Here is a 16,725-nt window from a genome sequence, read left to right on the forward strand (position 1 = left end):
AACTCCTGTTGAGTAAGTTTAGTTTACCAAGTTAAAGTCTCCGTTTTTATCAGCACACATCAGTTACCCCTGTGATGTTCCTAAAATAAGATTAACTATTTTAAATTTCTAAAGAAAAAACTAAAATCTTATAAGTTTTTCCTGTTTTTCGATTATTCTTTTAGAAAGTTGAATGAAGTAATTCATAGACTTTGGATTTTTCATAGCATCAATACTAAATGCAGAGTCTGGCTTATTCCCCATTAATAACTTGCGTACAGGTATTTCCATTTTCTTACCTGTTAAAGTGTAAGGAATCTCCAAAACTACTAAAAACTCATCAGGTATATGTCGCGGTGAACATTTAACTTTTAGCTCAGTCTTGATTGCTTGAATCAATTCATGATTGAGATCTACACCCTCTGCAAGTTGTAAGAAGAGAGGCATATAAAAACCACCATCTTTAAGCTCACAGCAAACTACTAAACTATCTATCACCCCTGGGACTTGTTCAACCACACGATAAATTTCTGCTGTACCGATTCGTACTCCATAACGATTTAGAGTAGCATCCGATCTACCTTTAATTACGCAATGACCTGTAGGGGAAATTTCCAAGAAATCACCATGCTTCCAGATATTCGGATAATCTTCAAAGTATGCAGAATAGTATTTTTGATTATCTTGGTCATTCCAGAACCCTAATGGCATGCAAGGAAGAGGCTGAGCACATACCAGTTCACCAACTTTATCCCTTAACGAATTCCCTCGATCATCCCATGCTTGGATATCATTACCTAATAAGCGGCATTGCATAGCACCAGCTATTATCGGTTTTAGGAATGTAGGACCAATGAACGCACCACAAATATCTGTTCCACCACTTAGAGGCGCTAAAAGAACATCTGACTTAATCGTTTCATAGATCCAGTGAAATGATTCTTCTACTAGGGGAGATCCACTCATAATGATTGTTTTGAGGTTATCCAGTTTGAACCGATCTTTAAGGATAATCTCTTCTTTTTGCAGCAATTGAATATAGGTCGGGCTTGCTCCAAAAACCTCTAGATTCAATTGGTCCGCCATTTCCCATAGATATGTTTTAGATGGATAAATAGGACAGCCATCATAGAGAACGATTGAAGCTCCAAGGGTTAAAGCACCTTGAAGAAAGTTCCACATCATCCAACCAGTCGTGGTATAGAAAAATATTTTCGATTTTTCTTTAATATCCAAATGAAGTGAACAGAGTAGCCAAGATTCTAGAAGCATTCCTAAATGAGAATGTACAATTGCTTTAGGTAATCCTGTTGTCCCCGAAGAATATAATATCCACAATGGGTGATTATGCTCCACCCATTCAAATTTAAATTTCGCTTCAGATTCGAATTGAATTACATCTTTGAAATTTACAATATTAGGCAGCTCTATTACTGAGCATTCTTCTATGTAATTTACAAAGATAACTTTCTCAACACTATCTAATTGACTGATAATTTTATAGTTATCTTGATATTTACTAAAATTCTTACCATTAAATCTATAGCCATCACAGACCAAAATAACCTTTGGTGATATTTGAGAAAATCGGTCTAAAACAGTTTGAGCACCAAATTCAGGAGCTGCTGCTGACCAAATAGCTCCGATTGAAACAGTTGCCAACATTGCAACTGTAGTTTCCTCAATATTCGGCAAGTAACTCGCAACCCGATCGCCTTTTTTAACCCCAATGCTTCTTAAATATTTAGCAAAAGCTATAACTTGATGTTTTAGTTCACCATAAGTTAGAGATGACGGTTCTCGCGCTTCACTATACGTATAAAGGGCTATGTTTTGGGGATTCTGTTTTAAAATTTCATGAGCATAGTTAACTTTTGCGCCTTTAAACCACTCAACATTTGGCATCTCACCTTCAATGACTGATTGATAAGGTTGAGTTGTATTTATGCCTGAAGCTATAAAGCAGTTTTCCCAAAAATTAGCTAGATTTTCGCAACTCCATGCATGAAACTTTTCGTAGTCATATTTAAAGTCTATTTTATATTTAGCTTCTATATGTTCAATGAAACCTACCATATTGGTTTGTTTAATTAACTCAAAAGTAGGTGTCCACAGTATTGTTTTATCATTATTAATCATGCTTAACATCCTATTCAAAATCATTAATTAATCCAATTAGGCTTCATTTTTTCCAAGAAGGCCTGAAGACCATTCTGACCTTCATCTGAAGTACGACGTACCGCAATCATTTCTTCGGTATACCGTTTGAGATCAGCATTAAATTCTGAACCATGAATTTCGTTAAAGAGTTCCTTACAAGCTTGCTGAGCTTTAGGACCTTTTTTGAGGAAGTTTTGAATAAACAGACTTACTAAAGAATCAGCTTCATCGACTGAGAAAACTTTCTGCACTAGACCAATTTTTTCTGCGATTTGTGCATCTATTACTTCAGCGGTCATTGAATAATACAGGGAGTTTTTATAGCCAATCGTTTGCTGAACATAGGGACCAATTGTGGCTGGAATAAGCCCAATATTGACTTCGGAGAGGCAAATTTTTGAATTATCAATAGCTATTGCCATATCACAACAGGCAATCAGACCTACAGCCCCGCCATATGCAGCACCATGAGTTACAACCAAGGTTGGCACTTTAATATGATTAAGTTCCCAAAGCATATCAGCAAGGTATTTGGCATCTGTTAGATTTTCTTCATAACTTAAATTAGCTGAAGCTTTCATCCACTCAATGTCAGCTCCAGCGCAAAAATTTTTACCGCGTGCTCTTAAAACAAATAATCTGATATTTTCTTTTTCGTTAATTTCTTTAAATTTTGCTGATAATTCAGCAATAAATTCTGCATTTAATGCATTAAATTTTTCAGGTCTATTCAACCACAGTGTAGCTACACCTAATGAATCGATTTCTAAGTCTGTGTACACAGTTTGAGACATAACTAATTCCTTTTTTCATCACTGAGCCCCCATCTCTTTGAGCTCTTCATTGATCAGTTCTATACATTTTGATAACGCTTTAGGATGCGAAGACCAAAGCTTTTTCATTCTATTTAAAGGACCTACAATAGAAATGCCGTACCACTCTCCCGAGCAATTTATAGGCATTGCAATCGCAGCCAAATCTTCTGCACTTTCACCTAAATTTGACGAGAAACCATTTTTTCTTACTTCTTCTAAATCATTTAAAAACTCACGTGGAGAAGAAATCGTTTGGTCACTGTATTTGGTCATTTTTAAGTTAAGTAATTTTTCTAGCACATACTCATCATCATGTTGAGCTAAGATAGATTTACTAATCGAATTTGCATGAAGTGGTCTTAAATCCCCGACCTGTGCCCCATATCGAATCACTTGGTTAGACTCAATTACATCAAGATAAATAAGTTGATCATCCTGTATTTTCCCAAGAACAATACTTTCACCAACTTCCTTTTGTAAGCGAACTAAATGTTCGTGAATCATTTCAAGAATCTGATTACCGCCATGTATTTTAGCTGCTTGGGCTTCAAGCTTACGAGTGGGATAATATCCACCGCGACGTTTGACTTCATACAAATACCCTTTATCAATCATCGTTCTAACCATAGACAGGCAACTTGAAGGTGGAATGTCTAGATAGATCGCGAGCTCACTCAGAACCAGAGGACGTTGATGATGTGCAAATACTTCTATCAAATCCAAGGCTCTTGCCACTAGTTTTACTGTCATGATGTATTTCCTTCTTAAAAGTAAGTACCATATAACATACTTTTTTCTAAAAGAATTTTCGATCTTGACAATGATCTGTAATTTTAGGCCAATGCCTTAGCAACTTTAGAATTCGTTTCTCTACCTAAAACAGTATTAATGAAATTCCCTGCCTCAATCACTTTGTGTAAATCAATACCTGTGTCATACCCCGAGTTATGCAGCATATAGACCAAATCTTCAGTTGATAAATTACCAGAAGCCCCCTTTGCATAAGGACATCCACCTAAGCCCGCTACAGAACTATCAAAAGTTCTAATACCCTCCTCCAAACTTACCCAAACATTCGCTAATGCTTGCCCGTAGGTATCATGAAAATGTCCAGCCAATTTTGAAACAGGAACTTCTTCTTTCAGAGCGCGTAATAATTCTCTAGCTTTAAACGGAGTACCAACACCGATTGTGTCACCAAGCGACACCTCATATGCGCCTAAATCGATGAGTTTTTTAGTTAACTGAACAACAGTTTTGGTATCTACTTGTCCTTCATAAGGGCAGCCCAACACACATGAAAGATACCCTCGTACCTTAATATTATGCTTACGTGCTTCCTCTATAACTTCTCGGGTCGTTGCAACTGCTTCATCAATACTTTTATTGATGTTCTTTTTAGAAAAGGATTCTGATGCCGCGATAAAAACTGCTATCTCCTTAACTTCGGTTGTCAAAGCACTTTCTAAACCTTTCAAATTAGGAACCAAAGCAGCAAAGGTTTTATTAGATGCCTCATGCTCCTTTAGGTAATTGAAAATCTCTTTAGTGGATGCCATTTGAGACACCCATTTTGGAGAAACAAAACTGCCAGATTCAATATAAGTCAGCCCAGCACTATCTAAACGCTGAATTAATTCAATTTTATCTTCGAAGCTAATACTTTGTTTTTCGTTCTGCAAACCATCACGTGGACCAACTTCAACGATATTTACCCATTCATTACTATTCATTTTCTATTCCACTAAGATGCTTTTTCACATTTTTTCTTAAGGTTTACGAGTCCAGCATCTTGATTTAAGTTAGGTGGTAATCGGAAGATTGTCCCTGGAGTTCGTGAAAATTTCGTAGGTATATCAGTTAAGCGGATGTTTCCTTCAGTTGGATGCTGGTAAGTTTTGAAGAACCCTATATGCTTAAGATGTTCATCTTCGAGTAATGATTCCACTGTATTGACTCTAGCCATTGGAATATCAGCATCTTTCAATAGCGCTATCCATTCTTCTGTACTCTTTGTCATCATCGTTTCAGATAAAATGCTATACATTTCATCAATATTTTGACCACGAAGAGCTGGATTTATAAAGCGCTCCTCTTTGGCATGATGTTCTAAACCAGAAAGAGTGAAAAAACGTTCCCATTGTGCAGAGGTATAAGGAAGAATACCGAGATAGCCATCTTTGGTTTGATGTGGTTTTCTTGACTTAGACAACACACGACCATAACCCATATTCGGTTTTGGATTATCCGTAAAGGTTGCTTCAGCCATATGTTCCATGAGATTAAATGAAACCATGGTTTCAAACATTGGTACATCTACAGCTTGCCCTAAACCAGATTTTTCACGCTCATATAAAGCCATGGCAATAGCATAGGCTGCTGTAATACCAGTGACTTTATCCGCAATGACAGTATTTAAATATTCTGGTCTATATTCAGTTTTGTTTCTTCCCTGTAGATCAGCTAGGCCAGACATCGCTTGAATTAAATCATCGTATGCAGGCTTTCCTGAATATGGCCCATCTTCTGAAAAACCATAAACTCCGCAATAAATCAGTCTTGGATTAATGACCTGCAAGCTAGCGTAATCCAGCCCTAACTTAATCATTGATCTAGGGCGAATGTTGTAAAGCAACACATCAGCAGAAGATATTAATTCCAGCAGCTTAGCTTTTTCTTCTGCATTCTTTAGATTTAAGGCAATACTTTGTTTATTCCGATTCAGTTGAATAAACGAGGCACTCATTGTAGGGTGCTTAGATGGCGCTGTATATCGAAATACATCACCATCAGTTGATTCAATTTTAAGAACATCTGCACCCATATCACCAAGAATCTGAGAGGTATATGGCCCCATCACAACTGAGGACAAATCGATTACTTTCACCCCTAATAAAGGGCCTGAAGGCTGATGTAAAGTATCCATACTTTCCACTCCCTGATTAATAAGATTTTGGCAAACCCAAAACTTTCTCTGAAATAAAGTTCATGATCATTTGAGGGCTAATCGGAGCTAAACGTGGAATCCAGCATTCACGCATATAACGCTCTACATGATATTCCTTGGCAAAGCCCATACCGCCATGAGTTGCAACTGCAGCTTGACATGCTTGGAAGCATGCTTCCGCGGCTAGGTATTTTGCAGTATTAGCTTCTGCACCACATGGCTTACCAGCGTCATAGAGTGTTGCAGCTTTAAATACCATCAAATTAGCAGCTTCTAATGCCATCCAAGCTTGTGCTAATGGATGTTGTATACTCTGATTTTGACCAATAAGTCTTCCAAATACTTCTCGTTCATTGGCATAAGTAATTGCGCGTTTTAACGCAGCTTGCCCCATTCCAACGGCTTCAGCGGCAATCAGAATTCGCTCTGGATTAAGACCATGAAGTAAGTAGCTAAAACCTTTACCTTCTTCGCCAATCAAATCCTCATCAGGTACAAATAAGTTATCAATGAACAACATATTTGAATCGACACATTTACGTCCCATCTTTTCAATACGCTGAACTTCAACATGATTACGATCTAGTTTTGTGTAAAACAAACTTAATCCATCTGTTGATTTTTTCACATCTTCTTTAGGGGTAGTGCGAGCAATGATCAACATACGATGAGCTTGCTGAGCTGTTGAAATCCAGATTTTCTGACCATTTAGGATGTACCCCCCATCTACTTTCTTTGCGAAAGTTTTTAGGCTTGTCGTATCAAGGCCGGCATTTGGTTCAGTAACAGCAAAACAAGCTTTTTCATCACCAGCAATTAAAGGCGGTAAAAAGCGCTGTTTCTGCTCTTCATTTGCAAACACTTGAACAGGATTTAAACCAAAAATATTCATATGAATGGCCGAAGCACCAGACATACCTGCTCCAGAAGCACTTATTGCCTGCATCATAATTGCTGCTTCAGTAATCCCAAGCCCTGCACCGCCATAGTTAGGTTCCATTGCAATTCCCAACCAACCACCTTCAGCCATGGCTTTATGTAGTTCATGTGGAAATTCACCTGAAGAATCACGTTGCAACCAATATTCTTCGTCAAACTGTTTACAGATTTCTTCGATAGATTCTTTGATTTGAAGTTGTTCTTCAGTCATTAAAAAACTCATTGATAATATTCCATTAATTTCACATCCATGAATTTAATTATCCATACATGAATTTAAAAGACAATAAAATTATTGATAATTTTTTTTAAACTTCCTTAATTTGTTGATATAAATAGATTTAAATATTTTATTTAAATTTTGATTGATTTTTGATCTAGATGGTAATATTCATATATAGGAATTTTAATTCATGGTATCATAAGGAATAGACACAATGACTACAGAAAAGTTGGGGACGGAGTCTCCTTCCAGAAAAACTCAAATACTTGTTTTTTTATTTGCTTTGGTAGCACTAATCATCGATGGTGCTGATATTATGATGCTTTCATACAGCATGGTAAGTTTAAAAGCTGAGTTTGGTTTAACTAGCTTTCAAGCAGGAACATTCGCAAGTTTCACTTTAATGGGAATGCTTGTTGGCGGAATTATTGGCGGTTGGACTTGTGACCGCTACGGCCGAGTTCGAACAATCGCTGTCAGCGTAGCCCTATTTTCAATTGGTACATTCTTATTAGGCCATACACAAAATTATTGGCAATTTGGAATCACACGATTCTTTGCCTCAATGCCATTAGGTGCTGTTTATTTAGCCTGCAATATTTTAGTATCGGAGTATTTTTCGAGTAAATATCGCTCGACTATTATGAGCACGATGCTTTCTGGCTATATAGTAGGATTTATTCTTGCTGCATATTTATCAGGTCTGATCATTCCTGAGCATGGTTGGAGATGGTTATTCTATGTCGCCATTGCTCCTATTGTCTTAGTTCTATTTGTTCAGAAGTTTATTCCTGAACCACCCGTATGGAGAAAATTGCAAGAGCTTAAGAAACAAGGCGTAAGTGCTAATCCAATAACTAATTTAAAAAATCCAGCTCATCAATCCGGTTTAAAACATATCTTTAAGAATCCTGAATCCCGTTTAATGTTTATTTGCTGGACATTAATCTCATTCTTTCTTTTATACGGTTACTATGGTGTAAATGTTTGGATGCCATCGTATTTAGAAAAAGATTTAGGTATGAATTTCAAGTCTATGACTAACTACATGATTGGTTCTTACATAGCTACGATTCTTGGCAAGATTTCAGCAGGGGTTATGGCTGATAAACTCGGGCGCAGATTTGTTTTCTCTCTTGGATGTATCTGCACAGCGGGTTTCTTACTAATCCTTGTAAACTACAATAATCCGTCAAACATTTTAATGCTTCTAATTATGTTTGGTTTTGTATACGGTTTCTCAACTGGGATTCATACGACTTATTTGACAGAAAGCTTTAGCACAGCAAACCGAGGTTTAGCTGCTGGTATCTCTTATAACATTGGTCGCATTGGTGGCGCAATTGCCCCACCAACAATTGGTTTAATAGCTACACATACGTCTTTTGCTATTGGCTTTTTTGTAATTTGCACTGCATATTTGATCACAGCACTGATTCCAGCAATCTTTGTTAAAGATCGAATGTATGACCCCCAAAGCACATAATCTTAAATCATAAATAACTTAGAGGAGCCAAATGGCTCCTCTAAGTTATCGAATAATGATTTTTAAATAATGACACCTTATGTGTCGCGAAATTCGAACAATGACAGCTTATGTGTCGCAAAAAATGTCATTAGGCTTTACTAATGATGCCTAAATATATGATTTTCTATTACATCTTATGACAACTTATGTGTCGCATGACGCCGTATTCTCATCAATAAAAAAAGGCGCTTTCTAGCGCCTTTTCTTTTACTCAAATATTATGCAGGAATACGTAATACTTGACCTGGAAAAATATCATCCGCATTTTTTAACAATGGACGATTAGCTTCAAAAATTTTGTTGTACTGATTCGCATCACCATAAAATTCTTTCGAAATTTTAGATAAGTTATCACCAGATTTAACTGTATAAAACTTGCTTTCCGGTTCTGGGGTCGCTACGGTCAACTGATCATCTACCTGTGCAACATGGTCGATGTTTCCAACAGCCAAAATAATCTTTTCTTTGTCTGCCTGAGTTTGCACTTGCCCTTTTACGGTTGCCAAATCTGAAGCACCATTATAAGTCACAGATAAACCCGCTACAGGCAAGCCTAATGCTTTGATATGACCCAATAATTTATTTGCAATTTCTTGTGCAGATGGTTCAGCAGGAGTTGCTGGTGCTGCCTGTGGTTCAGCAGGTGCTGTATTTTTTTTACCGATACCTTTTACAAAATCAAAAAGACCCATTATGTTTCTCCGTATAAATTTAAGTTTTATTTAATCAAGGATTATAAAAATTTGTACTCCATTTTTATAACTAAAAAATATACTGAAATCGGTTGTCATTGGTGACAGAAACGTAACGATATGTAAACAATGTTTTTGATTTATAAATAAAAAAGCCACCGTAATGGTGGCTTAATCGCTGATGATGACTCATCAAGCACTCAACAGATTAACCAAGTTTTTTAGTTACATAGTCAATAGCTGATTGAACAGTTGTGATTTCATTTGAATCTTCATCAGGAATCGTGATGTCGAAGTCATTTTCGAAAGACATTACAAGCTCAACTAAGTCTAAAGAGTCAGCACCTAAGTCATCCATGAAAGATGCTTCGTTTTTGATCTCTTCAGCTTTCATACCTAATTGTTCTGCAACAGCTTGTTTAATGCGTTGTTCGATATCGCTCACAGGAATTCTCCTCATTGCTTGTGGCGGCGTTTAATTGCCTATAGTTTAATTGAATATTGAATTTTTTCAAAGTTAATACATGACATTAAGCCATGTATAAACCACCATTTACGTGTAATACTGTACCTGTGATGTAACTTGCACGTTCCGAAGCCAAAAAACTGACCGCATTTGCGATGTCTTGTGGCTCACCAAAACGATTTAACGCTACTTGATCACTCATTTTTTTGCGAATGTCTTCACTCAACTGCTCAGTCATTTCTGTTGCAATAAAGCCTGGTGCAATGCAATTTACAGTGATTTGACGACTACCCATCTCTTTTGCAAGGCTACGGCTAAATGCTTCAATACCTGCTTTAGCAGCAGAATAGTTTGCCTGCCCCGGATTTGCAAAGTGTGCAACCACAGAACTGATATTAATAATGCGACCAAAACGCGCTTTAGTCATGCCTTTCAGCACACGTTTAGACAAACGGAAAACCGCTTTTAAATGAATATTTAAAATATCATCCCAATCTGCTTCCGACATACGCAGTAACAAATTATCTTTAGTAATCCCTGCATTATTCACCAATACCATCACTGAACCATATTTTTGTTCAATATCTGATACCAATGCATCAATGGCATCACCATCGCGCACATCTAAAACCGCACCTGCACCATTTTCTGCAAATGTTGCTGTTAATTGTATCGCGCCTGCTTCAGAAGTCGCCGTACCTACTACAAAATAACCGTCTAAGATAAGTTGCTGAGCAATGGCTGCGCCAATCCCTCTGCTTGCGCCTGTCACTAATGCGACTTTGCGTTCTTGTGTCATGCAATTTTTCCTTCTGCCACTAAAATGGCATTCAGCGCATCTTCCATACGACTTTGCGTGTCAATTGGAAATGCTTTTTCAATGTTCGGCAAACGTTTTGCAAGATTCGCTAAGACATTACCTGGACCACATTCAACAACATATTGAATACCTTGGTCTTGCAGATATTGCATGGTGTTCGTCCACTGTACAGACTGATACAATTGTGCCGTCAATGCTTGGCGTAAAGCCGTCACATCACTTGCAATCGCTGCGTTGACATTTTGTATTACAGGAATAGTTGGTAGCTCAATGGCAGTTTGTTCCAAAGCTTGTGCGAACTGCTCTGCCGCAGGCTTCATCAATGAACAATGCGAAGGAACGGATACAGGAAGTGCAATTGCTTTACCTGATTGCTCTTTGGCTTGTGCCATAACGTCTTGCACCAATGCCGCAGACCCTGCGATGACCACCTGACCATTTGCATTGTAGTTTGCAGCTTCGACTGAGCCTTCAGTTGCTTGTGAAGCAGCTTGACACAATGCAACCACTTGAGCATCTTCTAGCCCCAAAATCGCAGCCATCGCACCTGCACCTTGTGGTACAGCAGATTGCATCAATTGACCACGTAAATGCACCAATTTCACAGCATCGACCAATGAAATTGCATTTCCTGCCACCAATGCGCTGTATTCTCCGAGTGAATGCCCTGCAAGGTATTTAGGTGCAACACCACCCAAATCTAACCATACACGCCACATCGCAATACTTGCTGTTAACAAAACAGGCTGAGTATTTTCTGTTTGATTTAAACCTTCACCGCTTTGGGCAATATTCCATAAGTCAAAACCAACAGCCTCTGAAGCTTCTGCAAATGTTTCTGTCACTACAGTAAACTGTTCTGCAAGTTCAGCAAGCATGCCTACTTTTTGTGAGCCTTGACCAGGAAACAAAAATGCAGTTTTCGTTGCTTGAGCTGCTTGCTCCAGTTGTTTAGTAGACATATAAAAGTCCTTTCTTCATACCTAGCTCGTTTCCGATGCGGCAATTTAACACTAAAAAAATAAAAAATTAATTGCCAAATACAACAAAAATTCAAGACAAAAAAAAGGGAGCGAAATGCTCCCAATTTTTTCACTAAGCTTTCGCTTAATGCATCAACAATTATTCAGCATCAGCTGCTTTAGCGAATAATTGACGACCACGGTAGAAACCATCTTTAGTCACGTGGTGACGACGATGAGTTTCACCTGTAGTTTGGTCTACAGTTAATGCATTCTCGGTTAAAGCGTCATGTGAACGGCGCATGTCACGGCGAGAGCGACTTTTACGGTTTTGCTGAACGGCCATGATGGCTCCTTACAAAGATCGAAAAAATGGATCAGAACAATTCGGTTGTCTTAACTAAACATTATAACACAAAAATTAGTTAAGTTTACCCTTTAAACCTGCTAAAACATCAAACGGATTATCCCGTTTTTCTTCAACAGCGTCCTGATCGACTGGCTGATGTTTATGTTCACAAGCATTATGCTTAGGAGACATTGGCATCAACGTTATCAATTCATCTTCTATTAGAGAAAGTAAATCCGCAGTCGCAGGAGTATTACTTGCATAATCACCCTGTTTTGTGGCTTCACTTTCGCCTAAGACGATGTAATCAGCATCCTCATCCAAGCGCTCTATCAGTGACTCATCATCGATCAAGGCTATATGAAAATCTGAAACAAGTTCAATTTCAACAGGATCCAAACAACGTTGGCATTCCATTGGAACTTTTGTTTCAGCATGTCCATCTAACCATACGATGCGATGATAGGCATCCATTGATAGTGTACAGTCTATATTGACCAATTGATTATCAATTGATCCAACAGCTTCACGAGCAATACGAACACAGCGAGACAATGGCAGTGTACCTGACCATGTAAAGCCCTGTTCAGCCCATTTAAACGGCTCAATCTGTGCCGGAAAGGTTTTTGCTGACATAATTAAGGCGGCAATTCTACAAATTCATCGGTACTCTGTCAAAGATTAAGATACAATTTTGTACTTATTTAGACAGATCATTTGGGTAATTTAAGTTATGCATCAGTTGCAGCCGCAACCTGAAGTCACCACTTCATTACAGTTAAACACTGATTTAACTTCAATTTCTTCTAAAAAATCAAGCCTTGTGCAACGTTTACAATGGTGTGATTTACAAACTGAAGTTCAACAGGTCGATTGGCTTATCTTACACTTTAATCTTTGGTTTTCCCACTTAAATGTACAACTTGTTCGTGGAGACTTTGAACCTGAGTATTTTCCTGCGACGGCAGACCACCCTGCTCGCATCCAATTTGCCCATGGTTATTTTAATAGTGCGCTACATGAAATTAGCCATTGGACGATTGCAGGCGAACAGCGCCGCTTATTACCCGACTTAGGTTATTGGTATGCGCCTGATGGTCGTACTGCTGAACAACAAGCACTATTTGAACAAGTCGAAGTGAAGCCACAAGCGATTGAATGGTTATTTGCTCAAGCTTTTGGACGAAAATTTCGTGTGTCTTTAGACAATCTCACCGGTGAAGGTGGCGATGGCGCAACATTTAAAGACCGTGTTTTCGCCCAAGTACAACGTTATTTTTCAGGAGAAACCGTACTGCCACGAGATGCAAAACGATTTATAGAATGTATCTGCTCTTGCACACGAGGTGGCAAAACATTACAAAGTCACGAGTTTCAACGTGAAATGCTTGATTAATTTACATAAATCAACATAGTAACATTGCAACTGTGCGTTTAAGCAAGTGATAATGAATGAAAAATATTCAGGAGAGAAAAATATGCTGCATTTAAGAGTTCATCCTGACAATCCTCAGCCCCGCTTGATCAGCCAAGCTGTGGAGCGCATTCGTGCAGGCGACGTGGTGGTCTATCCAACCGATGCGGCTTATGCGATTGGCTGTCAAATTGGGAATAAAAGTGCGATGGAACGTATTGCCCAAATTCGTGGCTTAGGTCCTAAACATCAATATGCTATTATCTGTGCAGATTTATCAGACATTGCCACCTATGCCAAAGTCGACAATGCGATGTATCGCCTTCTGAAAGCCAATACCCCTGCTGTCACCACATATATCTTACCTGCAACAAGTGAAGTACCTCGTCGTTTGATGCATGCAAAAAAGAAAACCATTGGTTTACGTGTACCTAGTAATGCAGTATGTCAAATGTTATTGAAAGAATTAGGTGAACCCCTTTTAACCAGTACTTTGATTTTACCAAATCAGGATCAACCTTTGGATGACCCTTTTGATATTGAACAACAGCTCGAAAAGCGTATAGATGTGTTTATCGACAGTGGTTTAGGGACACTAACCACAACCAGTATTGTTGATTTATCAGGGGCAAATCCTGAAATCATCCGTCGTGGTGTGGGGGATGTCAGTGCTTTCGAATAAGCTGTTTTAAGAAATAGTAAGTCTATGGCTTTGTTTTGATCTGAGCCGTTTTAATCTTAGCTGATATTCAAGACTTTCCTAAAGATATAATGATTTACACTAAACCACCTTAGTGTTTACACTCAAATACTAAGGTTATTTAGGATGAAAAAAGATTGTCTTCAAATAAAAAATTGAATGTTTTAGAAGCTGCTTAAATGGAAGCCTCCTGCTTTTTCAGCCCATATCATTATGCAAGATGATCTAAATTTACCCTCACTTTTATTTGCTTTGAAATTTAAGATGCTTTAAATCTAAAGATCTAGATCATTCTCTAGTTTGTAAACGCTTTTTTTGCTGCCCATTTTCATCAAAATTTTCAGGATTAAGCCAATTTTCATAAGCAATTTGTATCGTTTGCCATTCTTCATCCAGAATCGAATGCCATGCCGTATTACGATTATTGCCTTTAGAAATACGATCTTGACGAAAAATTCCCTCAAATTGAAAGCCAAAACGTAATGCTGCTTGTCTTGAGGGTTCATTTAAGTCATCACATTTCCACTCAACACGTCTAAATCCTTGCTCAAAACACGCTTTTAATAATAAATAGATCGTTTCAGTTGCAGCAGCACTACGTTTCATTTGATGTGAAAAATATACATTACCAATCTCAATGACTGCATGTTCAGAACGTTCATTCATCAATGCAATCCAACCTAAAATCTTTCCGTCAACTTCAATCAAAAAATGTCTTGCCTCTGTAAAACCAAAATTTTTTTTCAATGCTTGTTCTAACTGGACTTGAAAACTAAATCTTGAGTACGGCAAATATGTCCAACAAGCGTGATCTGGTTCGCTTTCTATAGCTTTCCAAAGCGCTGAAAAAGCAGATGTTTGTAAAATGTCATTGTGAATAGGAAATAAGCGCACATAATTTCCTACTAGAATATCTTCTTGAATTTTTTTTGGCTTTTCTCGCACCACAGTTTTACCAATTTTTTGCCCAAATTCATTAATTTGGTATTTTTGATAAGTCAGCATTTTGAGTATTTATAGACAGACATGAAAGAATAATATGCCTGTTTTTTGCTATTTTCTCTAGTAAAACACCGCTTATTTGTTAGACAAAAAACTGACCATTATCACGCAAGAAAATATTCCCTATTTATTTTCAGGTTTTTTTCACATTTCTGCATAATAACAATTTATTCCCATCGCATTTTAATTTAGAATATAAGCACTTCTATATTCAATGCAATTCGACTATCACTTCACCTCTCCTATTCTTGAAAAGTGATCTCCCGAATCGCCTAACATGCCTTTGAAAATTCGCGTGGCTAAAAACGGTAATGACTCAATCAGTCCATAACTCAATGGAAAGCATTCCACAAATTCGAGTACTCGATGAGTGGCAAGATTCGATCCCTGAGGATTTATACATTCCACCTGCTGCATTCGAAATTTTGCTTGATCATTTCGAAGGCCCACTCGACTTCCTGATTTACCTGATTCAAAAAAATGGTTTTGATTTACTTCAATTAGACATTGCACCCATTGCAAGTCAGTATCTATCCTATATGGATAGCATGAAATCTTTAAATATCGAGCTCACTGCCGATTATATGGTGATGGCTGCACTGTTAGCAGATTTAAAATCTCGTTTATTATTGCCAAAACCAAAATCAGTTACGCTAGAAAAAGACCCTAAACAAGCGTTGATTGATCGATTAGAAACCTATTTAAGAATTAAACAAGCTGCCGAACGTTTGGGGCAGATGCCTGTGTTTGAACGTGATATTTTCCCTACCCATGTTTCTCTTGGACAAACAGCAACTGTATATGAAGGCTATGCAGCTGAAATGCTGCGTGACGCTTTATATTGCATTTTTAATCGTCCTGAGCCTGTCATTCATAAGATTGAACATGAACCTGTTTTGCTTGAGGAACGTATTGCATATATTGAAAATATGATCACCTCTGGACAGGTTTTAAGCTTTGAAAGTCTGCTTTTGCCCACTCAAGGTCGTATGGGCATGGTTGTTACGTTTATGGCAGTATTAGAACTCACCCGCCAACAAAAAATACAGATTATTTCTAGTGGACTTGATGCGCCGCTTGCAATTCAAGGAGCTGCCGCATGACCATAGATCAAAATAATGTATTCAATGTTGATGAGTTGCATCATGAAGTTTTAATGCAAATAGAAGCCGTCATTTTTGCTAGTGATGCACCTGTTTCTCTTGCTCGCTTAAAAGAAGCATTTCAAAATCAATATTCGAAACAACAGTTGCAAAATTATTTACAGCAATTGTCAGTTTTACAACATGGTCGTTCAATTGAATTGGTCGAAGTTGCACAGGGCTTTCGTTTTCAAGTCCGTGCCAAATATCGCAATATCATTAGTCAAGTTTGGCCTGAACGTCCAACTAAATTATCCCCGTCACTGTTAGAAACTATTTCAGTGATTGCTTATCATCAGCCCGTAACCCGAGCTGATATTGAGCAAATTCGTGGAGTGACAAATAATAGTCAGCTACTCCGTACTTTATTTGAATGGAACTGGATTAAAGAATCTGGTTTTCGCGAACTCCCAGGAAGACCTGCGTTGTTAGTTACAACGCCACAATTTTTAAATGCTTTTGGTCTAGCGTCTTTAGATCAATTGCCTCCCCTACAGGATGCCAAGGAAGCTTTTATGGCATTGGATGCGCAAGCACCAAAGTCGTGAATAGGTACACTGTTGATTATTATTTCTAAGGTTATGCTG

18 protein-coding genes are annotated in these 16,725 nt (G+C 38.0%); 5 read left to right on the forward strand and 13 right to left on the reverse strand.

Going from position 1 to position 16,725, the window contains the following annotated elements:
• Positions 1-120 precede the first annotated feature (120 nt).
• The 6 genes from HUV91_RS09065 to HUV91_RS09090 all read right to left on the reverse strand — a co-directional run bounded on the left by HUV91_RS09065 (position 121) and on the right by HUV91_RS09090 (position 7,063).
• The gene (locus tag HUV91_RS09065) at positions 121-2,118 is read right to left on the reverse strand and encodes an acetoacetate--CoA ligase (RefSeq protein WP_174493180.1); all 1,998 of its coding nucleotides are present in this window, start codon (positions 2,116-2,118) and stop codon (positions 121-123) included.
• Positions 2,119-2,141: 23 nt separating this feature from the next.
• A complete protein-coding gene (locus tag HUV91_RS09070; RefSeq protein ID WP_174493181.1) occupies positions 2,142-2,933 on the reverse strand; it encodes an enoyl-CoA hydratase-related protein in 792 nt (263 codons plus the stop codon).
• Between the two features lie 18 nt (positions 2,934-2,951).
• Entirely contained in the window at positions 2,952-3,704 is a 753-nt protein-coding gene (locus tag HUV91_RS09075; protein WP_130073945.1) for an IclR family transcriptional regulator, read from the reverse strand.
• An 83-nt stretch (positions 3,705-3,787) separates the two neighbouring features.
• Positions 3,788-4,687, reverse strand: a complete 900-nt coding sequence (locus HUV91_RS09080) for a hydroxymethylglutaryl-CoA lyase (protein WP_174493182.1) — start codon at positions 4,685-4,687, stop codon at positions 3,788-3,790.
• A gap of 11 nt (positions 4,688-4,698) precedes the next feature.
• On the reverse strand, positions 4,699-5,880 hold the full coding sequence (locus tag HUV91_RS09085; protein ID WP_174493183.1) for a CaiB/BaiF CoA transferase family protein: 1,182 nt from the start codon (positions 5,878-5,880) through the stop codon (positions 4,699-4,701).
• A gap of 16 nt (positions 5,881-5,896) precedes the next feature.
• A complete protein-coding gene (locus HUV91_RS09090; RefSeq protein ID WP_174493184.1) occupies positions 5,897-7,063 on the reverse strand; it encodes an acyl-CoA dehydrogenase family protein in 1,167 nt (388 codons plus the stop codon).
• A 214-nt stretch (positions 7,064-7,277) separates the two neighbouring features.
• Here HUV91_RS09090 and HUV91_RS09095 point away from each other — a divergent pair, with 214 nt between their 5' ends.
• The gene (locus HUV91_RS09095; protein ID WP_174493185.1) at positions 7,278-8,549 is read left to right on the forward strand and encodes an MFS transporter; all 1,272 of its coding nucleotides are present in this window, start codon (positions 7,278-7,280) and stop codon (positions 8,547-8,549) included.
• A gap of 260 nt (positions 8,550-8,809) precedes the next feature.
• Here the strand turns inward: HUV91_RS09095 and lysM are convergent, their stop codons facing one another.
• From lysM to HUV91_RS09125, 6 genes are all read right to left on the reverse strand, one after another.
• On the reverse strand, positions 8,810-9,283 hold the full coding sequence (gene lysM / locus HUV91_RS09100; RefSeq protein WP_130073949.1) for a peptidoglycan-binding protein LysM: 474 nt from the start codon (positions 9,281-9,283) through the stop codon (positions 8,810-8,812).
• Positions 9,284-9,491: 208 nt separating this feature from the next.
• Positions 9,492-9,728 (reverse strand): acyl carrier protein, encoded by a 237-nt coding sequence (acpP, locus tag HUV91_RS09105; RefSeq protein WP_065994154.1) that lies wholly within the window; start codon positions 9,726-9,728, stop codon positions 9,492-9,494.
• 85 nt (positions 9,729-9,813) lie between these two features.
• Positions 9,814-10,548 (reverse strand): 3-oxoacyl-ACP reductase FabG, encoded by a 735-nt coding sequence (fabG, locus tag HUV91_RS09110; RefSeq protein WP_130073950.1) that lies wholly within the window; start codon positions 10,546-10,548, stop codon positions 9,814-9,816.
• Positions 10,545-11,531, reverse strand: coding sequence for an ACP S-malonyltransferase (fabD, locus tag HUV91_RS09115; RefSeq protein ID WP_130073951.1), 987 nt, complete (start codon positions 11,529-11,531; stop codon positions 10,545-10,547). The genes fabG and fabD overlap by 4 nt, the downstream gene beginning before the upstream one ends.
• Before the next feature lie 160 nt (positions 11,532-11,691).
• A complete protein-coding gene (gene rpmF / locus HUV91_RS09120; RefSeq protein ID WP_004723964.1) occupies positions 11,692-11,877 on the reverse strand; it encodes a 50S ribosomal protein L32 in 186 nt (61 codons plus the stop codon).
• Positions 11,878-11,952: 75 nt separating this feature from the next.
• Positions 11,953-12,516, reverse strand: coding sequence for a YceD family protein (locus tag HUV91_RS09125; protein ID WP_130073952.1), 564 nt, complete (start codon positions 12,514-12,516; stop codon positions 11,953-11,955).
• Positions 12,517-12,613: 97 nt separating this feature from the next.
• On the opposite strand from HUV91_RS09125, the gene HUV91_RS09130 reads away from it, so the two are divergent.
• On the forward strand, positions 12,614-13,276 hold the full coding sequence (locus HUV91_RS09130; RefSeq protein ID WP_174493186.1) for an elongation factor P hydroxylase: 663 nt from the start codon (positions 12,614-12,616) through the stop codon (positions 13,274-13,276).
• 82 nt (positions 13,277-13,358) lie between these two features.
• A complete protein-coding gene (locus tag HUV91_RS09135) occupies positions 13,359-13,976 on the forward strand; it encodes an L-threonylcarbamoyladenylate synthase (protein ID WP_130073954.1) in 618 nt (205 codons plus the stop codon).
• A gap of 306 nt (positions 13,977-14,282) precedes the next feature.
• Here the strand turns inward: HUV91_RS09135 and HUV91_RS09140 are convergent, their stop codons facing one another.
• Positions 14,283-14,999, reverse strand: a complete 717-nt coding sequence (locus HUV91_RS09140; protein WP_174493187.1) for a GNAT family N-acetyltransferase — start codon at positions 14,997-14,999, stop codon at positions 14,283-14,285.
• A gap of 308 nt (positions 15,000-15,307) precedes the next feature.
• On the opposite strand from HUV91_RS09140, the gene HUV91_RS09145 reads away from it, so the two are divergent.
• A complete protein-coding gene (locus HUV91_RS09145; protein ID WP_174493188.1) occupies positions 15,308-16,099 on the forward strand; it encodes a segregation and condensation protein A in 792 nt (263 codons plus the stop codon).
• A complete protein-coding gene (scpB, locus tag HUV91_RS09150; RefSeq protein ID WP_174493189.1) occupies positions 16,096-16,686 on the forward strand; it encodes an SMC-Scp complex subunit ScpB in 591 nt (196 codons plus the stop codon). The genes HUV91_RS09145 and scpB overlap by 4 nt, the downstream gene beginning before the upstream one ends.
• Positions 16,687-16,725 lie beyond the last annotated feature (39 nt).

The sequence above is a fragment of the Acinetobacter sp. Marseille-Q1623 genome, from assembly GCF_902809895.1.
Taxonomy (GTDB): Bacteria; Pseudomonadota; Gammaproteobacteria; order Pseudomonadales; family Moraxellaceae; genus Acinetobacter; species Acinetobacter piscicola_A.